The sequence below is a fragment of the Paenibacillus sp. FSL H8-0259 genome (assembly GCF_037963255.1).
GTDB lineage: Bacteria > Bacillota > Bacilli > Paenibacillales > Paenibacillaceae > Paenibacillus_AQ > Paenibacillus_AQ phytohabitans.
This window is the reverse complement of the sequence record NZ_CP150147.1, coordinates 6,824,798-6,844,616: the sequence shown is the minus strand read 5'-3', so window position 1 is coordinate 6,844,616 and position 19,819 is coordinate 6,824,798. Positions and strand designations below refer to the sequence as shown.

16 protein-coding genes, 1 pseudogene and 1 riboswitch are annotated in these 19,819 nt (G+C 54.8%); of the genes and pseudogenes, 16 read left to right on the top strand and 1 reads right to left on the bottom strand.

Going from position 1 to position 19,819, the window contains the following annotated elements; all coding sequences use genetic code 11:
• Window positions 1-128 precede the first annotated feature (128 nt).
• The 6 genes and pseudogenes from NSU01_RS29255 (at window position 129) to NSU01_RS29230 (ending at window position 9,009) form a co-directional block, all read left to right on the top strand.
• Window positions 129-5,384, top strand: coding sequence for a WIAG-tail domain (locus tag NSU01_RS29255; RefSeq protein ID WP_339302374.1), 5,256 nt, complete (start codon window positions 129-131; stop codon window positions 5,382-5,384).
• Between the two features lie 214 nt (window positions 5,385-5,598).
• The gene (locus tag NSU01_RS29250) at window positions 5,599-6,447 is read left to right on the top strand and encodes a glycosyltransferase family 2 protein (protein WP_042139772.1); all 849 of its coding nucleotides are present in this window, start codon (window positions 5,599-5,601) and stop codon (window positions 6,445-6,447) included.
• Entirely contained in the window at window positions 6,444-6,794 is a 351-nt protein-coding gene (locus NSU01_RS29245; RefSeq protein WP_339302373.1) for a hypothetical protein, read from the top strand. The genes NSU01_RS29250 and NSU01_RS29245 overlap by 4 nt, the downstream gene beginning before the upstream one ends.
• The gene (locus tag NSU01_RS29240; protein ID WP_339302372.1) at window positions 6,791-7,498 is read left to right on the top strand and encodes a glycosyltransferase family A protein; all 708 of its coding nucleotides are present in this window, start codon (window positions 6,791-6,793) and stop codon (window positions 7,496-7,498) included. Before NSU01_RS29245 ends, NSU01_RS29240 begins: the two co-directional genes overlap by 4 nt.
• The gene (locus NSU01_RS29235) at window positions 7,495-8,232 is read left to right on the top strand and encodes a glycosyltransferase family 2 protein (protein WP_042139771.1); all 738 of its coding nucleotides are present in this window, start codon (window positions 7,495-7,497) and stop codon (window positions 8,230-8,232) included. Before NSU01_RS29240 ends, NSU01_RS29235 begins: the two co-directional genes overlap by 4 nt.
• A gap of 47 nt (window positions 8,233-8,279) precedes the next feature.
• Window positions 8,280-9,009, top strand: a pseudogene (locus tag NSU01_RS29230) (sugar phosphate nucleotidyltransferase).
• Window positions 9,010-9,036: 27 nt separating this feature from the next.
• Here the strand turns inward: NSU01_RS29230 and NSU01_RS29225 are convergent.
• Complete coding sequence (locus NSU01_RS29225; RefSeq protein WP_076247532.1) at window positions 9,037-9,603, bottom strand: GNAT family N-acetyltransferase; 567 nt, start codon at window positions 9,601-9,603, stop codon at window positions 9,037-9,039.
• A 476-nt stretch (window positions 9,604-10,079) separates the two neighbouring features.
• Here NSU01_RS29225 and NSU01_RS29220 point away from each other — a divergent pair, with 476 nt between their 5' ends.
• The 10 genes from NSU01_RS29220 (at window position 10,080) to NSU01_RS29175 (ending at window position 19,761) form a co-directional block, all read left to right on the top strand.
• Window positions 10,080-10,445 (top strand): nucleoside-diphosphate sugar epimerase, encoded by a 366-nt coding sequence (locus NSU01_RS29220; RefSeq protein WP_339302371.1) that lies wholly within the window; start codon window positions 10,080-10,082, stop codon window positions 10,443-10,445.
• A 27-nt stretch (window positions 10,446-10,472) separates the two neighbouring features.
• Window positions 10,473-10,814, top strand: coding sequence for a hypothetical protein (locus NSU01_RS29215; RefSeq protein ID WP_039306867.1), 342 nt, complete (start codon window positions 10,473-10,475; stop codon window positions 10,812-10,814).
• Window positions 10,811-11,101 carry a hypothetical protein gene (locus NSU01_RS29210; protein ID WP_042139766.1) on the top strand — a complete coding sequence of 97 codons (291 nt, stop codon included), beginning with the start codon at window positions 10,811-10,813 and terminating at the stop codon, window positions 11,099-11,101. The genes NSU01_RS29215 and NSU01_RS29210 overlap by 4 nt, the downstream gene beginning before the upstream one ends.
• A 20-nt stretch (window positions 11,102-11,121) precedes the next feature.
• A complete protein-coding gene (locus NSU01_RS29205; protein ID WP_216626658.1) occupies window positions 11,122-11,526 on the top strand; it encodes a hypothetical protein in 405 nt (134 codons plus the stop codon).
• Between the two features lie 183 nt (window positions 11,527-11,709).
• Window positions 11,710-12,234 carry a GNAT family N-acetyltransferase gene (locus NSU01_RS29200; RefSeq protein ID WP_076247533.1) on the top strand — a complete coding sequence of 175 codons (525 nt, stop codon included), beginning with the start codon at window positions 11,710-11,712 and terminating at the stop codon, window positions 12,232-12,234.
• Between the two features lie 139 nt (window positions 12,235-12,373).
• Window positions 12,374-12,472: riboswitch (purine riboswitch) on the top strand.
• A 63-nt stretch (window positions 12,473-12,535) separates the two neighbouring features.
• A complete protein-coding gene (locus NSU01_RS29195) occupies window positions 12,536-13,873 on the top strand; it encodes a 5'-deoxyadenosine deaminase (protein WP_042139764.1) in 1,338 nt (445 codons plus the stop codon).
• 543 nt (window positions 13,874-14,416) lie between these two features.
• Window positions 14,417-14,998, top strand: coding sequence for an RNA polymerase sigma factor (locus NSU01_RS29190; RefSeq protein WP_339302370.1), 582 nt, complete (start codon window positions 14,417-14,419; stop codon window positions 14,996-14,998).
• Entirely contained in the window at window positions 14,998-16,221 is a 1,224-nt protein-coding gene (locus tag NSU01_RS29185; RefSeq protein WP_076247536.1) for a hypothetical protein, read from the top strand. The genes NSU01_RS29190 and NSU01_RS29185 overlap by 1 nt, the downstream gene beginning before the upstream one ends.
• A gap of 191 nt (window positions 16,222-16,412) precedes the next feature.
• Window positions 16,413-18,311 (top strand): LTA synthase family protein, encoded by a 1,899-nt coding sequence (locus NSU01_RS29180; protein ID WP_076247539.1) that lies wholly within the window; start codon window positions 16,413-16,415, stop codon window positions 18,309-18,311.
• Window positions 18,312-18,327: 16 nt separating this feature from the next.
• Window positions 18,328-19,761, top strand: coding sequence for a hypothetical protein (locus tag NSU01_RS29175; protein ID WP_076247541.1), 1,434 nt, complete (start codon window positions 18,328-18,330; stop codon window positions 19,759-19,761).
• The last annotated feature ends 58 nt before the right edge of the window (window positions 19,762-19,819 follow it).

Sequence of the window (19,819 nt, the reverse complement as noted above, 5' to 3'; positions counted from 1 at the left end):
GGGAATGAAATTCTTTTGAACACTACACCCTTTTCTTAACAAAGCTTAGCCGGAGGAATGGTGTCATCAGCCCATACTACTGCATATGATGCCTAGGAGAAACAACAGATGGAAGGAGGAGACTGCTTGTGAAGAGTTCCAAAAGAAATCAGCATCGCAGTTCAAAAAAACCGCTCTATTATGTAGATGATCCCAATAAGACTGAACTTAGTATGTTGAAAAGCAGTCCCAAAATACAAGAAGTGAAAGAATCTGCCGCCGTAGAAGCGGTGGATACAGTGGACCGGACGCTGCAGGTCAGCGGGGTGGAAATCCTGGAGGCGCCGGAGGCGGTCCAGCAGACTTTGCTAGAACAAGAGGCCTTGCAGGAAACCGCAGTGGAAGAGCAACAGGAGCAGCAGCATGAAGATGATGATTCTTTAATTGAGCCGGCCGTCATTGTAACTGTGGAAAAAGAGCGCCTGCAGCCCGTCTACACCGATGATCTGTCTGATGCGGCAGTCACCGGTGCCAAGATTGCTCCGCGCACGATTGACGGGTCCAAGCTGAAGTTCGGCATCATTGGTACGCCATGGCTGCAGGACTATGCCGTGCAGAACATCAACATCGCGGACAAGGCGATTACTTCCTCTAAGATTGCTCCGGAATCCATTGCCGGCGAGCATCTGGCGGAAGGCAGTATCAGCGGAGGGAAGCTGCTGGATCATTCCATTGGCGGAGAAAAGCTGAAGAATGGCAGCATCGGTCCGGAGAAGCTGGCTGACCGGATTATTGGCGGAGGGCAGATTGCCGACGGAGCCATCAGCAGCCGGCATCTCAGCGAGTTCATCATCACGGCGGAGCTGCTGGATGACGGTGCGGTTACCGGAGAGAAAATTCTCAGCAGCAGTATTGTCAGCCGCCACATCGGCAACGGCAGTATTGACCGCTCGAAATTGGCAGATGAAGCCATATCCGGTGACAAAATCGCCGATGGAGAGATCAGCGGCGTCAAGCTGGGCGACGCGGTGATTGAAGGCCGCCACGTAGGTGAAGGCGTCATTACATCGAAGCATCTGGCTCCTGGCGCAATTGGACGGGAGCAGCTGGCTACCCGGCTGATCGGGAAAGAGCAGCTTCAGGCGGGCATCATTGACGGCGGGCATCTCGCGGACGCAGCAGTCGGATCACGGCAGATCAAGGAGAAGGCTGTCCGCAGCCAGCACTTAAGCCCGGAGAGCGTAAATGCGGAGCATATCGCTGACGGGGAAATTGGCAGCCGGCATCTGGCGGACCGCAGTATTTCATTCGTGAAGCTGGCAGAGGGTGCAGTGGGTACAACACAGCTGATCGAGCAGGCGGTGACTTCCTCCAAGATCGCGGACCAGAGCATCCTGCCGCATAAGCTGGCTGATGAAGCGGTAACTACACGCCATATCGCCAAATCCGCAGTACGCGGACCGCAAATTGCCCTGCAGGCCATCACCTCGGCCCATCTGCAGCGCGAAGCCGTAGACAATTCCCACCTGGCTATAGAATCTGTCGGATCTGCGCAGCTCCAGCAGCATGCCGTTCTTGCCGGGCATTTGGCTCCCGGGGCCGTTACGGAAGAGCAGCTGGCGTATGACTCTGTTACGGGAGAACATCTTAGTCCCCAGAGTGTCAGCTCAACCAAGCTGGCGGACGGGAGTGTCATTTCCGCCAAGCTGGCCACCGGTGCGGTTGGCGGAAATGCCCTCGCCAGGGAAGCGGTAAGTGGAGAACATATCGCCGTCTGTGCCGTTGAAGAGAAGCACCTGGCCGATGGCAGCATCAGCAGCCGCGTGCTGCAGGAGGAAGCGGTTGACGCTGAACATCTGGCTCCGGGAGCTGTAGAGCGCAGGCATCTCGGGGAAAATAGTGTAACTTCATCCGCCCTGCAGTCCGGTTCGGTATCGGGAGATAAGCTGGCTTCCGGAGCAGTGAAGGAGGCGCACCTCGCTGCCAGTATTGTACAGCCGCATCATTTGGCCGACCATGCTGTAACTTCATTGAAATTATCGCCGGAGAGTGTCTCAACAGACAAACTTGGCGATTTATCGGTTACCTCGATCAAGCTGGCTGACGGCAGTGTGAGTGCTTCAAAGCTGGCAGCTTTAGCCGTGCAGAGCGAACATTTAGCAGCAGGTGCCGTTGGACCGGATTCCATCAGCGATACATCGGTGCAGGGCAGACATCTCGCGCCGGGAAGTGTGGGCGGAGCGCATATCCGTCCGATGTCGGTCGGTAACGGACATATCATTCCTAGCTCTGTATCCTCTATCCAGATTCAGGATGGCAGCATCGGTGCCGCCAAGCTGGCGGAGGGTGCTGTAGCCTCCCGCCATCTCGCAGCCGGAATTGTAGCTGGCAGCCACTTGGCTGAATCCTCGGTAGAAGGACAGCATATAGCTGGCGGCAGCATCAGCCTGGCTCATCTGGCGGCAGAAGTCCGCAGCGGGGAGCTTCTGCCGGACGGCAGCATCAGCGGGGAGAAGCTGGCCCCGGGGGCTGTGGAATCCGTCCATCTGGCCCCGGACAGTGTGCAGACTATCCATTTGACGCCGGAAGCCGTAGAAGGGCAGCACATCCGTGAAGGTGAGATTACGCTGGCGCATCTGGCGAAAGAAGCGCGCAGTGCAGATCTCCTGCCGGATGGCAGCATCGTAGGCAGCAAGCTGGGAGCAGGCGCTGTAGGCGCTTTTCATCTGGCGGCAGGCAGCGTCTACAGCGGCCATCTGGCTGCGGGTGCCGTAGACAGCCGTCATATCCGGCCCGGCAGCATCCAGCTGGCACATCTGTCCCAGGATACACTGACCTCAGATCTGCTGCCGGATGGCAGCATTAGCAGCGAGAAGCTGGCCGCAGGTGCGGTAAGCTCGCTGAATCTGCAGCAGGAGAGCATCTATGGCGAGCATCTGGTTGACGGTATACTGCAGGAACGGCATTTGCATTCCGGCCTGATCAAGCTTGAGCATCTGGCAGATGAAACCCGGAGTGCGGAGCTGCTGCCGGACGGCAGTATTGGCGGAAGCAAGCTGGCGGCAGGTGCGGTAGGCTCCTTCCATCTGGCTGCGGGCAGCATCTATGGCGGTCATCTGGCTCCAGATGCTGTGGACAGCCGCCATATCCGCACCGGCAGCATCCAGCTTGCACATCTGGCTTCCGAGACGCTGAGCGCCGAGCTGCTGCCGGATGGCAGCGTTGACGAAAGCAAGCTGGCCACAGGAGCTGTACATTCACAGCATCTGCAGCTGGAGAGCATCCACGGCGAGCATCTTGCGGATGAATCGCTTGAGGAGCGGCATTTAAGTTCGGGTATCATTAAGCTTGAGCATCTGGCAGACGAAGTACGAAGTGCTGAGCTGTTGCCTGACGGCAGTATTGGAAGCAGCAAGCTGGCGGCAGAGGCAGTGGGGCCGCAGCATCTGAAGCCGCAGAGCGTCCACGGAGAGCATGTCGCGGAAGGGTCGCTGGAAGGGCATCACTTGGCCTCCGGCAGCATCCTGCTGGAACATCTGGCGCAGGAAGTCCGCAGCTCTGAGCTGCTGCCGGACGGCAGTATCAGAGGAAGCAAGCTGGCGGCTGGTGCAGTAGGCTCTGTTCATCTGGCTTCCGGCAGCGTCTATGGCGGTCACCTGGCACCGGAAGCAGTGGACAGCTGCCATCTGCGCGGGGGCAGCATCAAACGTGAGCATCTGGCTGAAGATACGCTGAGCTCAGAGCTGCTGGCAGATGGCAGCATCACCGGAAGCAAGCTGGCGGAAGGTGCAGTGGGTGCTCAGCATCTGCAAGGGCAGAGCATCCAAGGAGAGCATCTGGCAGACGGCGCATTGGAAGAGCGTCATTTGAGCAGCGGTATTGTGACGAAGCTGGAGCTTCTCGCAGCGGAGACTCGCAATGCAGGGCAGATAGCAGACGGCAGCATCACCGGAAGCAAGCTGGCGGAAGGTGCAGTGGGTGCTCAGCATCTGCAAGGGCAGAGCATCCAAGGAGAGCATCTGGCAGACGGCGCATTGGAAGAGCGTCATTTGAGCAGCGGTATTGTGACGAAGCTGGAGCATCTCGCAGCGGAGACTCGCAATGCAGGGCAGATAGCAGACGGCAGCATCACCGGAAGCAAGCTGGCGGTAGGCGCTGTAAGTGCCCAACATTTGCAGGAGCAGAGCATCCAGAGCGGACATCTGACAGACGGTGCGCTGGAAGAGCGTCATTTGAGCAGCGGTATTGTGACGAAGCTGGAGCTTCTCGCAGCGGAAACGCGCAATGCAGGGCAGATAGCAGACGGCAGTATCACCGGCAGCAAGCTGGGGCTAGGCGCAGTAAGTGCCCAGCATCTGCAGGAGCAGAGCATCCGGAGCGGACATCTGACAGACGGCGCACTGGAAGAGCGTCATTTGGGCAGCGGCCTTGTGAAGAAGCTGGACCATCTCGCAGCGGAAACGCGTAATGCAGGACAGATAGCAGACGGCAGCATCACCGGCAGCAAGCTGGCGGCAGGCGCAGTGGGTTCCTATCATCTGGCTCCGGGCAGCATATTCGGGGGCCATATGGCCCCGGGCGCGGTAGACGGCCGCCATATCCGCACCGGCAGCATCAGTCTGGACCATCTGGCCGAGGATACGCTGACCTCCGAGTTGCTGGCAGACGGAAGCATCACTGGCAGCAAGCTGGCGGCAGGCGCAGTAAGTGCCCAGCATCTGCAAGGGCAGAGCATCCAAGGAGAGCATCTGGCAGACGGCGCACTGGAAGAGCGTCATTTGAGCAGCGGCATTGTGAAGAAGCTTGAGCAGCTTACAGAGGAAACGCGCGGTGCAGGGCAGCTGACGGACGGCAGCATTACCGGCGAGAAGCTTGCTCTTGGCAGCATCGGAACCCAACATCTGACCGAAGGTTCGGTAGGGAGTGCAGAGCTTCAGGACGAAGCGGTGGATGCTTCCAAAATCACTTCATTTGCCATTCAATCCCGCCATCTGGAAGAAGACAGCGTGCAGAGCTATCATATTGCTCAAGGTGCAGTGACCGGAGACCATCTGGCGCCCGGAACGGTTAATCCCGAGCATCTGTCGTTCAGTCCGGTACAGAGTGCCGGGAACCGGGAGGTTCTGCAGCAGTTCGGCATGACAGCCTTCATGTTTAATGGAGACGCGCAGAGTGTTGAGGTAACTGTATCTTTTGATGAGAGCTTCGGCCATACCGGCTATGTGCTGGTCGCCATGACCAACCAGCCATATTTTCATGCTTCGCTGAAGAACAGATCGGGCGGGGACGCGACGATTGAAGTAGTGCGCCTGCGCGAAACTCCTCACTTCTATGGAGTGCTGTCCTGGATCGCCCTCGGTTCGCCTCTGGTGAAGCCGGCTGCAGATCATCGGGTGTTTGATTAGAGCAGGAAGATGAACCACAAAGAGCGCAGCCGCCGGCTGCGCTCTTTGTGTTGATAAGGGCGGCAAAATCCGGGTTCAACCGGACTGCGGCAGCGGGAGGGCATTTGTCCAAATTTCTGCAAGAAGGGAGACACTTGCCGTTACCCGGGACAGCGGATTACATAGACTGTGATGTAACCCTCAGCCCGGAGACCATGCCCTGCAAGGAAGGTGGATGAGCTTGAAGCACATACGTACATCTGCCCGCCGCACGGGGCGGCGGGCTTTGCAACCCAAACGGCGGATTTCCCGGCCGGCGCGCCCTGCCGTGCCGCTCCCTGCGGCCAACCACCCCGCTCCCTATGTGTCGGTGATCATTCCGGCTATGAATGAAGCCGGAACGATTGGCAAGGTGATTGCCGGAGCCAGGGAAGTCCATCCCCGCTGTGAGGTTATTGTTGTGGTTAACGGTTCTGCCGACAATACGGCAAAGATTGCATTGTCACTGGGAGCACATGTCATTCACTTCGAGCAGCCGCTCGGTCATGATGTGGGCCGCAGTGTTGGAGCAGAGGCGGCCAAAGGAGAGGTCCTGCTTTTCATTGACGGGGATTTTGTGCTTACCGCTTCACAGCTGCGTCCCTTTGTGGCCGCGGTCAGTCATGGAACAGATGTGGCTCTGAATGATTACTCCGGTCCGGTCCGTCAGGAATTCCCGCATCCGGTGGTGCTCTCCAAGCATGTGCTCAACATTATGCTTGGCCGTCCGGATCTGAAGGGCTGTTCGCTGACGGCGGTGCCTCATGCACTCAGCCGCAGAGCTCTTGCCTCTCTGGGGAGCGGCCTGTTATCACGGCCGCCTCTGGCGCACGCGCAGGCGGTGCTTGAGGGCCTGCAGGTGAAGGCTGTGCATAAGGTGCCGGTCGGCAGGCTGAATGCCGTACGGCCCAAGCAGGCGGGAACAGATCCCTTGCGTGAGATTATTCTCACGGATCATCTGGATGCGGCAGGTCTGGTCCTTCAGCGCAGAGGCGAAAGAGCGGGCTTCATTGACGGCAACCGGCGAAGGGGGATGGTGAGATGACAGCAGCACCGGAGCCTTCATCCGGACACCGGCAGGAGGTTCACGTATCTTCCCGTGCAAAAGCATCGGGCAGAAGCAGGGCTTCTGCCCGGCGTACCCGGCCGGGCAGCTCCGCCTCCCGGAGCAAGGCGGCCAAACCAGCCGCCGCTGCGCCCCGCCGGAGCAGCGCCGCCAAAGCTGCAGCTGTCCGGCGGCAGGCGGCAGGCAAAGCGGTTTCCCGCCGCGCGGCAGCGGGGCTTCTGCCGCCGGCAATGCTGCCGGCAGCGGAGCAGGACGGCAGCTGCCGGCTCTGTACGGTTCATTGTCCGTGGTTATCTCGGCCAGGAATGAGGAGCAGACCTTGTTGAAGCTGCTTGATCAGGTAACCCGGCTCAAGCCGCTGGAGATTATTGTCGTGCTTAACGGCTGCAGCGACCGCAGCTTCCAGCGTACCCGGCTATGCCCACAGGCGACAATTGTGCATATTCCGGAATCTGCCGGACATGATGTGGGACGGTCGCTTGGCGCCAAGCTCAGCCGGGGGGATATTCTGCTGTTCCTGGACGGGGATATGGTGATTCCCGCCCGGCAAATGTCTCTTTTTGCGGAGGCGGTGGATGGCGGTGTTGATGTAGCCTTGAATGATCTTGATCATCTGCTGCCCCCCTTTGCCCTCAGTGATGCGGTCACCCGCTGCAAAATGTATCTGAATGCCGTACTGGGGCGGAGTGATCTGGGCGTCAGCTCGATGACAGCTGTTCCCCATGCCTTGTCAAGGAAGGCGCTGGAGCGGATCGGCTACCGTGAGCTTATGGTGCCTCCGAAAGCGCATGCGCTCTCGATTATTCGGCAGCTGCGGGTGGAGAAGGCAGGCACGGTGAATGTGATCAAGCATAACCGGCTGCGCCAGAGCAACACAGGGGCCGGAAATGCGATGGAACAGCTGATCGCCGGTGATCATGCCGAGGCGCTGGCCCAGGTTCTTGGAGAGCAGCAGGCAAGCGGGCGGCTGTCCGAGAGCCATCTGCAGGAGCAGCGCCGGCAGATGGCAGCGTGGAGGAATGCCCTATGACACTGACCAGCATTATTATTCCGACGTATAACAGGCTCGGCCTGCTGCGTTCCTGTGTTGAATCAATCAGGGCGTATACGGATTCACCCTATGAAATTATTGTGGTCGACAATGCTTCAAGTGACGAAACGGATGCTTACTGCCGCGCGAATAAGCTGACCTTTGTTTCCCTTCCGGAGAACCGCGGTTTTCCGCTGGCCTGCAATCTGGGGCTGCAGCTGGCTGCGGGAGATGAGCTTTTGCTGCTGAACAATGATGTTATTGTGTCGCAGGGCTGGCTGGCGAATCTGAAGAGCGCTTTGTACAGCGCCCCGGATATCGGAATGGTGGGTCCGGTGACCAATTATGCCAGCGGACGGCAGCAGGTGGAGACGGGGTATACGGATATTCCGGGTTATCATGCTGAAGCCCGTTTGGCGAATGCTCCGGATGCGGCGAAACGGCTGGAGGCCAGAAGGCTTGTAGGGCTGTGCTTATTATTCAAAAGAGAGCTCATGGATACCATCGGCCTGCTGGATGAACGCTTTTCACCGGGACATTTCGAGGATGATGATTACTGCTACCGCGCCAGACTGAAGGGATACCGGCTGCTGATCGCGGGAGATTGTCTGGTGCATCATGAAGGCAGCGCCAGCTTCAGGGAAGTCTACTCTTCCTCACTTCAGGAGCTGGTGGAGCGTAACCGCAGATTATTTATGGAGAAATGGCATGTAGATCCCGCACAATTCATCTGAGGGGCCAGGCCAAAGGCTAAAGACATAGATAAAGAGGAGGAAAGTAAGTGAAAGGAGTCATACTGGCGGGCGGAACAGGAACAAGGCTTTACCCGTTGACCCGGCTTATGAACAAACATTTGCTTCCGGTCGGCAAATATCCTATGGTGTGTTACGGCATTGACCGGCTGCGCCGGGGGTATAACCGATATTCTCCTGGTCATCAGCAAACAGTCCGCAGGACAGTACACCGACTTTTTGGGCAGCGGCGCGGAATTCGGTGTATCCCTGACTTACAAAATCCAGGAAGCTGCAGGAGGCATCGCGGAAGCGCTCGAGCTGGCAGAAGGATTTATTTTGCCGGGGGAACGGTTTGTTGTGCTGCTTGGTGACAATCTTTTTATGGATGATCTGAAGCCTTATGTGGAGAGTTATCTGCAGCAGCCGCAGGGATCGGCGAAGGTGTTACTGAAACCGGTCGATGATGCGCGGAGATACGGGGTTCCGGTGTTTGACAGCGGGGATTCGTCCCTGATTGCTTATATTGAAGAGAAGCCGGAGCATCCGAAGACTAAATTCTGTGTTACAGGTATTTATATGTACGATGAAGCGGTATTCGATATTATCCGCCGCGTATCCCCTTCCAAGAGAGGGGAGCTGGAAATTACCGACGTGAACAATATTTATGCCGCAGAGCGCAAGCTTAGTTATGATGTGCTCAAGGGCTGGTGGAGTGATGCGGGAACGTTCCAGTCCTTGCGCGAAGCCGGAGAAAAGCTGAGAGATACGCTGCCCTGAGGGGCAGCTTTTTTAATAGATAAGTATTTATATGTTGTGGGGTCCCCGCAAAATACCAGTATCATCATCGAAGCTAATGGCGGGCCGGGCGATTCTCCACCAGAGCAGGTCTTCGGTCTCCCGGTACAGCTCTGCATCCAGATACTGCAGCACGCGGTGCGAGGCGGTATTATCCTTCTCGGTATCCGCGATGACCCAGCGTGCATCCGGATGATTGAAGATCCAGGCCGTGATGTGCCGCACCGCTTCCGTAGCGTAGCCTTGCCCCCGGTACCTCTCATCGATGACATAACCAAGGATGACCTCGCCTTGTTCATTCGGCCCGCCTTTGAGGATCAGGAAGCCGATAATCCGCTGCTCCTCCCGATGAATAATGGCCCAATTGGTCAGCCACGGATAGTTCTGCTCATCCTGGAGAACCTTGGCGTGCCTGACACGCATGGCATAACGCATCTCTTCGTCATCCAGCAGGGTTGGGGCTGCGGTTACGTTCAAGCCCAGCGACTGCTCCAGCTCCGCGTAATTGTCCAAGGCCAGTGCCAGCTCGGCTGCAGTCAGGGGCCGCAGATTCAGACGGTTGTCTGTAAGTTTCATAGATTACCTCCAGTTCCATTCCGGATACATAGATCCGGACAACTATAATATAGCTCCGATTTCAGCCAAGCATAGTCTGCTGTTGAGCTGCTTGTCAATATCCTCCAGTTGGTAACCTTCCCGTAAGCCTCGGCATTATCCGCGCCAGTCTCCCCTCCATGCCCCACGAGTTCCCCGCCAGTCCCCTCGAGTCCTCCGTTGCTGCCCCTTCAGTCCTTCGCGCCCGGAAGCAGTTGGATTTTCTCCACTTAATAATCCCGTTTTGTCTTTTGTATCCACCCTAAGTGGAAAAAAGGCATTTAATTCTTCACTAATGTACTTTTTTGCCCGGCCAATATAGAAATAGTTGTCCTTTTTCCACTTGTTGCTCTGATTCCCGGTCATTCGAATAAATTAAGTGACGTTTTTCCACTTAGCAGCCGCAGCACTTGCAGCCGCTGCGCTTAGCTGTCTTGTGACACGCGGACCTCCATAACTTGCGGAGCTTCTCCGGCACCGTCACGGCTGATGCCGCATATGCTGTAGCAGGGCGTTTGAGCAAAGGAGACATGAAGGTGCAGAGTAAAATTACAAAAGTCCTGCAGCACATGGCCCATACGCACGAACAGATGGCTCGGATTCTCGACGCCGAACGCCACGTAGCCGTCCGTATGTCGCAAATAGTTCACGATCTGCCGGATGCGGACCCTGATTTCGGCGGATTCAGTGGGCTGGTAGAAAGCTCAGGTCAGGTTAACAAGAACATTATTGCTTACTTGAATGCACTTGCCGATCTTGAAGAAGCGATGGCAGAGGGAGTAGGCAGAGTGATCAAGGAACTAAACGGTCAGGAAGAAGAGTAGCGCGTAACCAGAGCAAGGAGGCGGAAGATGAGCAGAGAAAAGGCTTATCTGCAAATGCTGGAGTCGACCGCTGTAATCCAGTGGAACATCGCGATGATCCTCGAGGCCAAAGCGGTGGAAGCGGAAAAAGTGAAGCAGTGGACCCATCATCATATCCACGCTAGAGCATTCGACTCCCATGAAGACCAGCTGAAGGAATCACTCTCCATCCACGAAGTGATCGTAGAGATGGTGGAGGGGCTGACGAAGCTGGAGAACGGGCTGTACAGTAATCTGAAAGCAGTACTGGGCAGCGGTGAAGATGAGGGCGGCGGTGATTTCGGCGGAGACGGCGGGGATGGATTCAGCTTCGGAGACGATAGCAAATGAGCGGCGGGCTTCTCTCCGAACATGCCGTCAAGCTGGAGATGATCCGCTCGATCGCCCGCAGTCAAGCTGCGCTCGCAGCCATCCTCGAGAGCATTGCCGAAGTTACGGGGCAATCGGAGCTGACAGCCCGCAAGCTGAGCGACAATATCAGGATTCTGAGCGGGTACCAAAGTTCAATGTGCCGGATGATATCCGGCATTTCACTGCATGAGCCCAAACAGGGAGTTCCTGCTGCGCCATGGCTGAGCAAGGATTGCTCAGAGGGTACTGCTGCAAGAAGTAGATGAAGTACAGGAGGAGTAGACAGATGAAGAGAAAGAGACTTGGCAAGCTGCGCTCAGGCAGCAAGGGCCGCAGACGCACACTGCTGCTGTCACGGAAGACCAGGGTGCGCAGAGGCCTTGGACGCAAAACGCGCAGAGGACTGATCCGCAAGACGGGCAAGAGAGCGCCGCTGCTGCGCAAGAAAAGAAGACTCCGCCGCCGGCTTGTCCGCAGGGTGCATGTGGTTCAGCCGCCGGTACAGGTTGTTCCGGCAGTCGAAGCGCCGCCGGTAGCGCAGGTAGTCCCGCTCCCCCCGGATCTGGGCGTCCCTCCGGAGCTGCCGCCGGGAGACGCCTTTCAGCAGGGCTACACCGAAGCATACAACGTGGGGTTCGACGCAGGTTTCGCCAAGGGCTTCGAGGACGGGCATAAGCTGGAGCTGGGCTGAGCGAGCAGCAGCTGTGGCTTAGAAGATGAGCGGCTATAGAGGTTGGCAAGTTCTCCTGCCGCCTCTATAGCCTATGGACGATACTGGAAATGGCGGCCTATCGGAATTTTCGCCCGGATATGGTAGACTTCTTAACAGAACTTTACCGGGTTCGAATGCCAGGTAGGAAAGCGGGGACTATACATGATTGGGAATGAGATACGAAGAGCACAGAGCAATGAAATCGGAGAGATTATGGATCTGATTGCCAAATGTGTACAAGTTATGCAGGCAGGCGGAAGCGATCAATGGGATGAGAGCTATCCGAACCGTGAGATCATTGCAGCGGATATTGCTACAGGCACATTATTTGTCTGTCTGGACAACGAAGCCATTGCCGGTATTATTGTGCTGGATGAGAATCAGGCGGAGCAATATGGGGCAATTGAATGGTTACAGCAGCAGGGGCCGCATCTGATCATGCACCGGCTCGCGGTTCATCCGGAGTTCCAAGGTAAAGGGATCGCCCGGCAGCTGATTGCTTTCGCTGAAGAGCACGCCCGTCACAGCGGGTATAGCAGTATTCGGATGGATACTTATGCCAAGAATGAACGGGTACTCAAAATTTATCCCTCGCTTGGCTATGTGCAGAGAGGCGAGATTCATTTTCCCGGCCGGGTAGCGGCTTTTCCTGTATTTGAGAAGGTGCTGACGGAGATTTCCGGATAGTTTATGTAATGTTATATTACATACTTGAAGATGATAATAGCGGATAATCCATTTTTATCTGCTGAAAATAGTTTCGTGTTAATATTTATAACTTATGTTGACAGGAAAGTTGTCTTTACTTTATGATGGGATTATTCAGAAGCAATTGAATAGTCCTTTTCGTATATCCTTAATAATTGGTTTAAGGGTCTCTACCGGGAACCGTAAATTTCTGGCTACGAAAATATGCTGAGGCATATTTTTGTGGCCTTTTTGTGTTATAAGCCAGCTGGACATCAACAAGGACAAGGGGGAATGGGTTATGGCGAACATCCTGATCAAGCATGCGGAGATTATTACAATGAACAAGCAAGAGGAGATTATATACGGGGATATCCGCATCAAGGATAATCTGATTGTAGAGATCGGCAGCGGGCTTGAGGTGCAGGGGGATGAGACGGTACTTGATGCCAAGAACCGCACGGTAATTCCCGGCTTTGTGCAGACCCATATTCATCTGTGCCAGACACTGTTCCGCGGCAAAGGCGATGATCTGGAGCTGATGGACTGGCTGCGCAAGCGGATCTGGCCGCTGGAGGCGGCGCATGATGAGGAGTCGCTGTATTATTCCGCTATGCTCGGCATTGGGGAGTTAATTACAAGCGGCACAACGACCATAGTGGATATGGAGACGGTGAACCATACAGACTTTGCCTTCCAGGCAATCGCCAAAAGCGGCATCCGTGCCCTATCCGGCAAGGTGATGATGGATCAGAAGAATGCGGATGCACCGGCGGCGCTGCAGGAGGATACGGCAGCTTCTCTTCAGGAGAGCGTAGATCTGCTGGAGAAGTGGAATGGATATGGCAACGGGCGGATTCAATATGCATTTTCCCCGCGTTTTGTCATTTCCTGCACGGAGCCGCTGCTGAAAGAGGTACGTAACCTCTCGGAGCACTACGGGGTCAAGGTGCACACCCATGCTTCCGAGAATCTGGGGGAGATCGAGATTGTGCAGGCGATGACCGGTATGCGTAACGTGGTGTATCTGGATCATCTGGGGCTGGCGAATGAGCGCCTGATTCTGGCCCACTGCGTCTGGCTCGATGAGGAAGAGAAGCGGATTCTGCGGGACCGCGGAGTTCATGTCAGCCATTGCCCGGGCTCCAACCTGAAGCTGGCCTCCGGCATCGCCGATACTCCGGGAATGCTCCATGATCATATCCATCTTAGCCTTGGTGCGGACGGTGCTCCATGCAACAACAACCTGGATATGTTCAATGAAATGCGTCTGGCGGCGGTGATCCAGAAGCCGCAGCATGGGCCGACCACGATGGACGCCAGAAGTGTGTTCCGGATGGCAACGATTGGCGGTGCGAAGGCGGTGGGCATGGAGGATCAAATCGGCAGCATCGAGGTTGGCAAAAAAGCCGATCTGGCGATCCTCAACCTGTACAATTTCCATACCTTCCCTTCCTATGATGTAGATCCGATCTCGCGGATTGTCTATTCCGCCACCCGTGCGGATGTGGAAACGACGATTGTGGACGGACAAATCCTGATGCATAAAGGCCTGCTGAAGACCGTCGATAAGGAAACTGTGCTCCATGAAGCTAACCGTTCCATCAAAAGACTGCTGGTGAACACTCCGCTGGGGTAATGGCTCTATTTCTGAAGCACGCTCAGGATCATCACACATATCGCTCTTAAGAGCTAACTAACCGGTGTTCCGGGAACTGAGCGGCGGAAGTCGCAATATTCACCGCAATTGGAATCGGTGCGAACAGTGGGCAAGCCTCTCGTTCAAGCTATATACTATGCAGGGGACTCAGGTCCTCTGTTTTTTGTTTTTTTTGAGTTAAATACACGCTGTACTGGCGGAAATGTTGTACTTTTTGCAACTTGAATCGCAAGATACCATGGTGTTCGTGAGGCTTGTTGTACAAATTACAACAATTGTCCCGCTAACCCGTTTGGAGTAGGAGATATGCTGCTTTTTGTACAACAATTTCGAAATGGAACCGAAATAACCAGGGAAATGTTGTATTCTGTGCAGGATTTTTGAATTAAAAAATTTACGCAACAACGTCGGCTGCCCGGGAAGTCCGCTTTTTCACTGAGGAGCAGGCTGGATGAAGGAATGAGTTGATTTTTATTAGAAAAAGTGAACCCTCCCTCCATTCTTGAGGTCAAATATAGTGAGGTGAACCCATTGGAACTGGATGGATTGGAGCAGGCGGAGGCTATCAGTGAAGAGCAGCTGCGGCAGATAATGAAGCTTTATGGGGAAGATGTGTGGAATTATATTTATTTCTTGACCAAAAACAGTGATCAGGCGGATGAGCTCACGCAGGAGGTGTTCATCAAATGCTTTTACCGGATCGGTACCTACCGGGGGATTTCATCGCTCAAAACCTGGCTGTTCACGATTGCCCGCAATACGGTATTCTCCTACCGCAAATCGCGGTTTTTCCGCTCCGGGCTGTGGGGCGGGATGCAGCCGTTACCCGCTACGGCTCAGCATCGGAAAGAGGCAGCAGCGGGGCAGGCGGTTGTTGCCCGTTCGGCGGAGATGGAATATCTCGGTAACCGGCAGGTGGATGAGATCTGGAGCATGATAATGAAGCTGCCGGATAAGCTGCGTGAGGTGCTGGTGCTTGATCTTAAGGCAGAGCTGTCGGTCCGGGAAATCGCTGGGCTGATCGGGATATCCCCGGGCACTGTCAAATCGAGGCTGCACCGCGCACGTCATAAAATCCAGGACAAACTAAGGAGGATGGAGTAATGGATAAGCGTGAGCAGGAGCCGCAGTGGTATGAGCAGGCCCGTAAAGGCCCGTTTCCGGAAATGAAATTTACGGAAGAAGCTGCTGGCAAGGTGGCCCGGCAGATTGGAATGGACGGTTCCTCACTAAACCAGGTGCTGCCATCCGGCCGGCGTCGCAGGGTGATCCGCCTGCGGATACTCTCCGCCGCCGTCATCCTCCTGTTGTTCGGAGCCGGGGCAGTGTATTGGGGAAGTGGCTGGTCCGGTCAGCACGGGGGTTTTAATCCGTTACAGGTAAGCAGCGCAGGAATAATCGATCCGCCGGTTGCGAGCCAGGCTGATCTTACGGATGAAGGGTTTAGGGAAACTGCAGAGCAGGTAATGCAGGAGCAGCTTGGGAAGAAGCTTCCCTTTGTGAGCCTAGAGCCGCTCGTGGAAGAAGGAGAAACCCTGGCCGAATTTATAGATGGGGATAGTTTTGCTAAAATCTGGTTTGAAACAGAGACTGGCAAGGTAGTGCGGACGTACATGGATACCTTTTTCGCTCCTGAAGAAATCGACTCCAAGTTCATTGATAAAGCGATGGATCAGCTGCGGAAAGCTGGTTACAAGGGAGAATTCACAGTTACCGCGCTTCACCATTCCGTCCACTACGGGACAAACGCTGATGAACAGGGCATTCAGACCGATGACAGTCTCATAGCGGAGGAAGGGCAGATTGATTACGAGAACGGCGTCTACCGCAGCTCGACCTTCAAAATGGGTGAGAATGAGGTGAGTGCGGAAGTGAAGCAGGAAGGTCTTAAGGCAATTAAGCTGCTAAGGGAAAAGGGCACCGATCACCTCTATTCCATCAAGCGCACCGTTGCGCAGAAATGGGATGTACTCGTTTTGACGTATGGAGAGAGTGAACGCGGGGCTACTACAGTTATGATGGACTACGCTACACAAGACATACTGCATGTGTTCGATGTTTCACTTTACGATGAGAAGTCATTCAGCTCCGCCGATCCAAACACGAATCTGCTGGATATGGATAAGGCGAAGTTCCAGCGCTCTGCTGCTGCCATCGCCGACGAAATGTTCGGCATTCGGCTGGGGGAGTATACAATCGTCAAGGAGATGTCAGGCATAGGATCGATTGCTTTTAAAAGTCCTGACGGAGCAACAATCATTACCGGGTCGTATAATCTGGACGGCACTTTTTACATGATCCAGCAGACGCCAGCCACTGCCGAATAATCTATCATTTTCATAAGATTGAACAAGGACGCACGCCCCGCCAGGGCGGCGTCTTTTTACTTTAATAGAACCTCCAGTTTTGATAACTATTTCAAGTATTGCTATACTAGAGAAATCTGAACTTTTACAGAAAAATGCAATAGAGTTTACAGAGATTTTCAATAAAGAGAGTAAGAGGGGATAGTATTATTATGAACGACAAGAAACATGTGCCGGTGCAGGCTCATTTCTATATCGTTATCGGACTGGTCTGGCTAAAGCTGCTGCTGCTGAGGGGTTTGTTTTTTGACCGGATTGCGTGGGAATGGATTGCTGCGGATATTGCACCGGTGCTGATGATGATGGGGGTGCTGGCTCTTATTACACCTGTGCGGATGAGGAAGGCCGTCTTCTGGGGCTTCAATGGTCTGTTGTCGCTGCTGTTCTTCGCGGCCAGTGTGTACTTCAATCATTTCGGCTCGGTGCCGACTTATCTGGCGCTCTATGAGCTGAATCAGGTGTTCCAGGTGAAGGAAAGCGTAGAATCTACGATTGAGCTGATCGATTATCTGTTTTTTGCCGATCTGGTCATTATGATCATTTATTTGCTGTTCCGCAGATGGAAGAATGGTCCTGTACAGCAGCAGCGTGGCAGTCAGCCTTCACGCAGAGCCCGGAGAGTCTATCTGATCGCCCTGCTGGTGGCTATTATCGGCGGCGGTTCATTGTCGGCCTATTCCATTGATTCTGCACGCGGAATTACGAATGAGCTGGTTCAAGCGGAAAGCGCCGGATTTCTGAACTATGAGGTGGTTGCCGCGATCAAAGCCCAGGAGGATAACGGTCTCATCGGCACCGGGGATATCAACGAAACGATTGCCAAGGTGGAGGCGCTGGAAGCTGCTTATCCATACAAGGATATCGCAGGGGGACTGCCGGAATATTTTGGATCGCAAAAGGGTAAAAATGTAATTGTAATCCAAATGGAAGCATTTCAGAATTTTCCGCTGCATCAGTCGCTGGATGGCCAGGAGCTGACACCGGTGCTGAACGGCTTGGCCGGAGAGGGCTTTTATTTCCCGCATGTCTTCCAGCAGGTTGGTCCGGGCAACACCTCGGATGCGGAGTTCATGAGCAATACTTCGGTTTATCCCATTGCAACGCTTGCGATGTCAACGGGCTTCGGAGACCGGGAACTGCCGGGGCTACCGCGTCTGCTGCGGGATAAAGGGTATGAAGCGTACACTTTCCACGTGAACAAGGTTGGTTTCTGGAACCGCAACGAGCTGTACCCGGCGCTTGGCTTCAATGGCTACTATGATAAAGGGTATTTTAAAAATGATCATTTCAACGCCTTCGGGGCTTCGGATGAGCAGCTCTATGCTACAGCGGTGGAGAAGCTGGCGGCATTGCAGAAGAAGGGTACGCCTTTTTATGCCCAGCTCGTAACGGCCTCCAGCCATCATCCGTTCCAGATTCCGGACAGCTTCAAGAAGATTAAGGTTCCGGAGGATCTGCAGGGCACAATGCTGGGCGATTACCTGACGGCAGTGAATTATACGGATTATGCGGTTGGCACTTTGATTGACGGGCTGAAGCAGCAGGGCATGTGGGATGATACTGTGCTGGTGCTGTACGGCGACCATTTCGGCCTGCAGCCGAAGGATGTCCCGGCGGAGCAGGTGGAGGAAGCGCTCGGAACCCCGTATGATGACCGGATCAGCCGGTTTAACATTCCGCTGATTATTCATGTGCCCGGGATGGAGCAGGGACAGGTCGTGGAGCGGACCGGCGGACAGCTGGATGTGCTCCCTACGGTGGCCAACCTGCTGGGGGTATCACTGAAGGACGAAGGCTTTACCGCTTTTGGGCATGATCTGCTCAATATTGACAGCAATGTGGTGGGGATGCGTTATTATTTGCCTACGGGCTCCTTTTTTAATGATGAGGTGATGTTCGTGCCCGGCAAAAGCTTCGCGGACGGAGAGGCCATCTCGCTGGATACGTATGAGCCGGTGGAGGATTTCAGTAAATATCAGACCGATTACGACTATATCCTGAAGCTGATGGGTTTGTCCGATGAATACGTGAAGCTGCTTCCGCAGCGTTAGGAGGAGAGACAGGGATTTGAAAAAGCTGAATAAAGCAGAGACTCTTGTGGCCCTTGCGGGCTGCGTTCTGATCCTCTATCTCTTGTTCCTGAAACCCTTCTCCGGCGTTGCCGACAACGGGGATTTCAAGCGCATGATGGAGACGGTCGGACTGAATTATTATGACAACACAGAAAGCTATGCGGACCGCTTTTTCAGCTATAGCCATAGCCGGTTTTCCTATGAAAATCTGTTCAAGGGCTTCTATCCTTCCTCACAAATTCTCGTTGTGCTGGTGCCGCGACTGCTTGCCGGGCTGTTGCATGGAAGTTACTTCGATATCCGGCTGGTTGCGTGCGTCTACGCTATGCTGCTGCTGTGGGCGACATGGCTGCTCGTGAAGCTCGGGGCCAGAGGCTCCTATATTACGGGGCTGCTGCTGGGGGCGGGGCTGCTGTTTGTCTTCTATGATATCGGTTATCTGGCTTATTTCAATTCGCTGTTCGGTGAGCCGGTATCGATGGTGTTCATGCTGCTCACCTTCGCGCTCGGACTCCGGCTGGCCGGATCAGAGCGGCCGCCGGCAGGCGGGCTGAAGCTGTTCTTTATTGCCGTGCTGTTTCTGGTCTGCTCCAAAATCCAGAACGCACCCGTCGGCCTGGCGTTTGCCCTGATCTTCCTGCGTTTGCGAACCTTGAATGGAACAGGGAACTGGCGCAAGCTGGCGCTCCGGTTCGCGGTGGCGACGGCGCTCGTGTCCGTGGCTTTGTACGTGGCTGCACCGAAGGAACTGAGGCATATCAACCTCTATCAGACGGTGTTTTTCGGAATTCTGAACGAGTCGCCGGATGTGCGCGGTGATCTTCGTGATCTGGGTCTACCGGAGCGGCTGGAGGTTCTGGCGGGGACGAATTATTTCCAGGCCGGTACGGCCATTAAGCAGGATGATCCTTCACTTACAGCGGATTTCTATAATCTCGTATCTCACAAAGACGTGCTTTTCTTCTATCTGGAACATCCTTCGCGTCTGGTAGAGAATATGAAATATGCAGCGAAGAACAGCATGTCCATCCGTCCCTATTATCTCGGAAGCTATGAGAAGAGCATGGGGAAGCCCGAAAGGGCAATCGACTATACCTATAGTACATGGAGCCAGTTCAAGAAGAACCATCTGCCGCATACGCTCGGGTTTCTGGTTCTATTCTATCTGGTGTATTATGCGATTGTATTGGCTCACTACTTCCGAAGCAGGGGGCGGCAGGCGAGGATTGCCGGGGAAATGATGATGCTGCTGGGGCTGATTGGACTGTTCTCGTTCCTGGTGCCAATCCTCGGCGACGGCCGGGCGGATATCGGCAAGCATCTGTTCCTGTTCAATGTCTGTTTCGATATGATGGCCGTAGCGATGTTTGGCTGGGCTTTGCATAAACTCGTTATGCTTTTGAAACCTGTTTTCGCGGCAAACCGCTAATTGACCCGTTACGGATTATAGAATACAATGTGTTTGGAACTTTAGTAAAAGAGTGGAA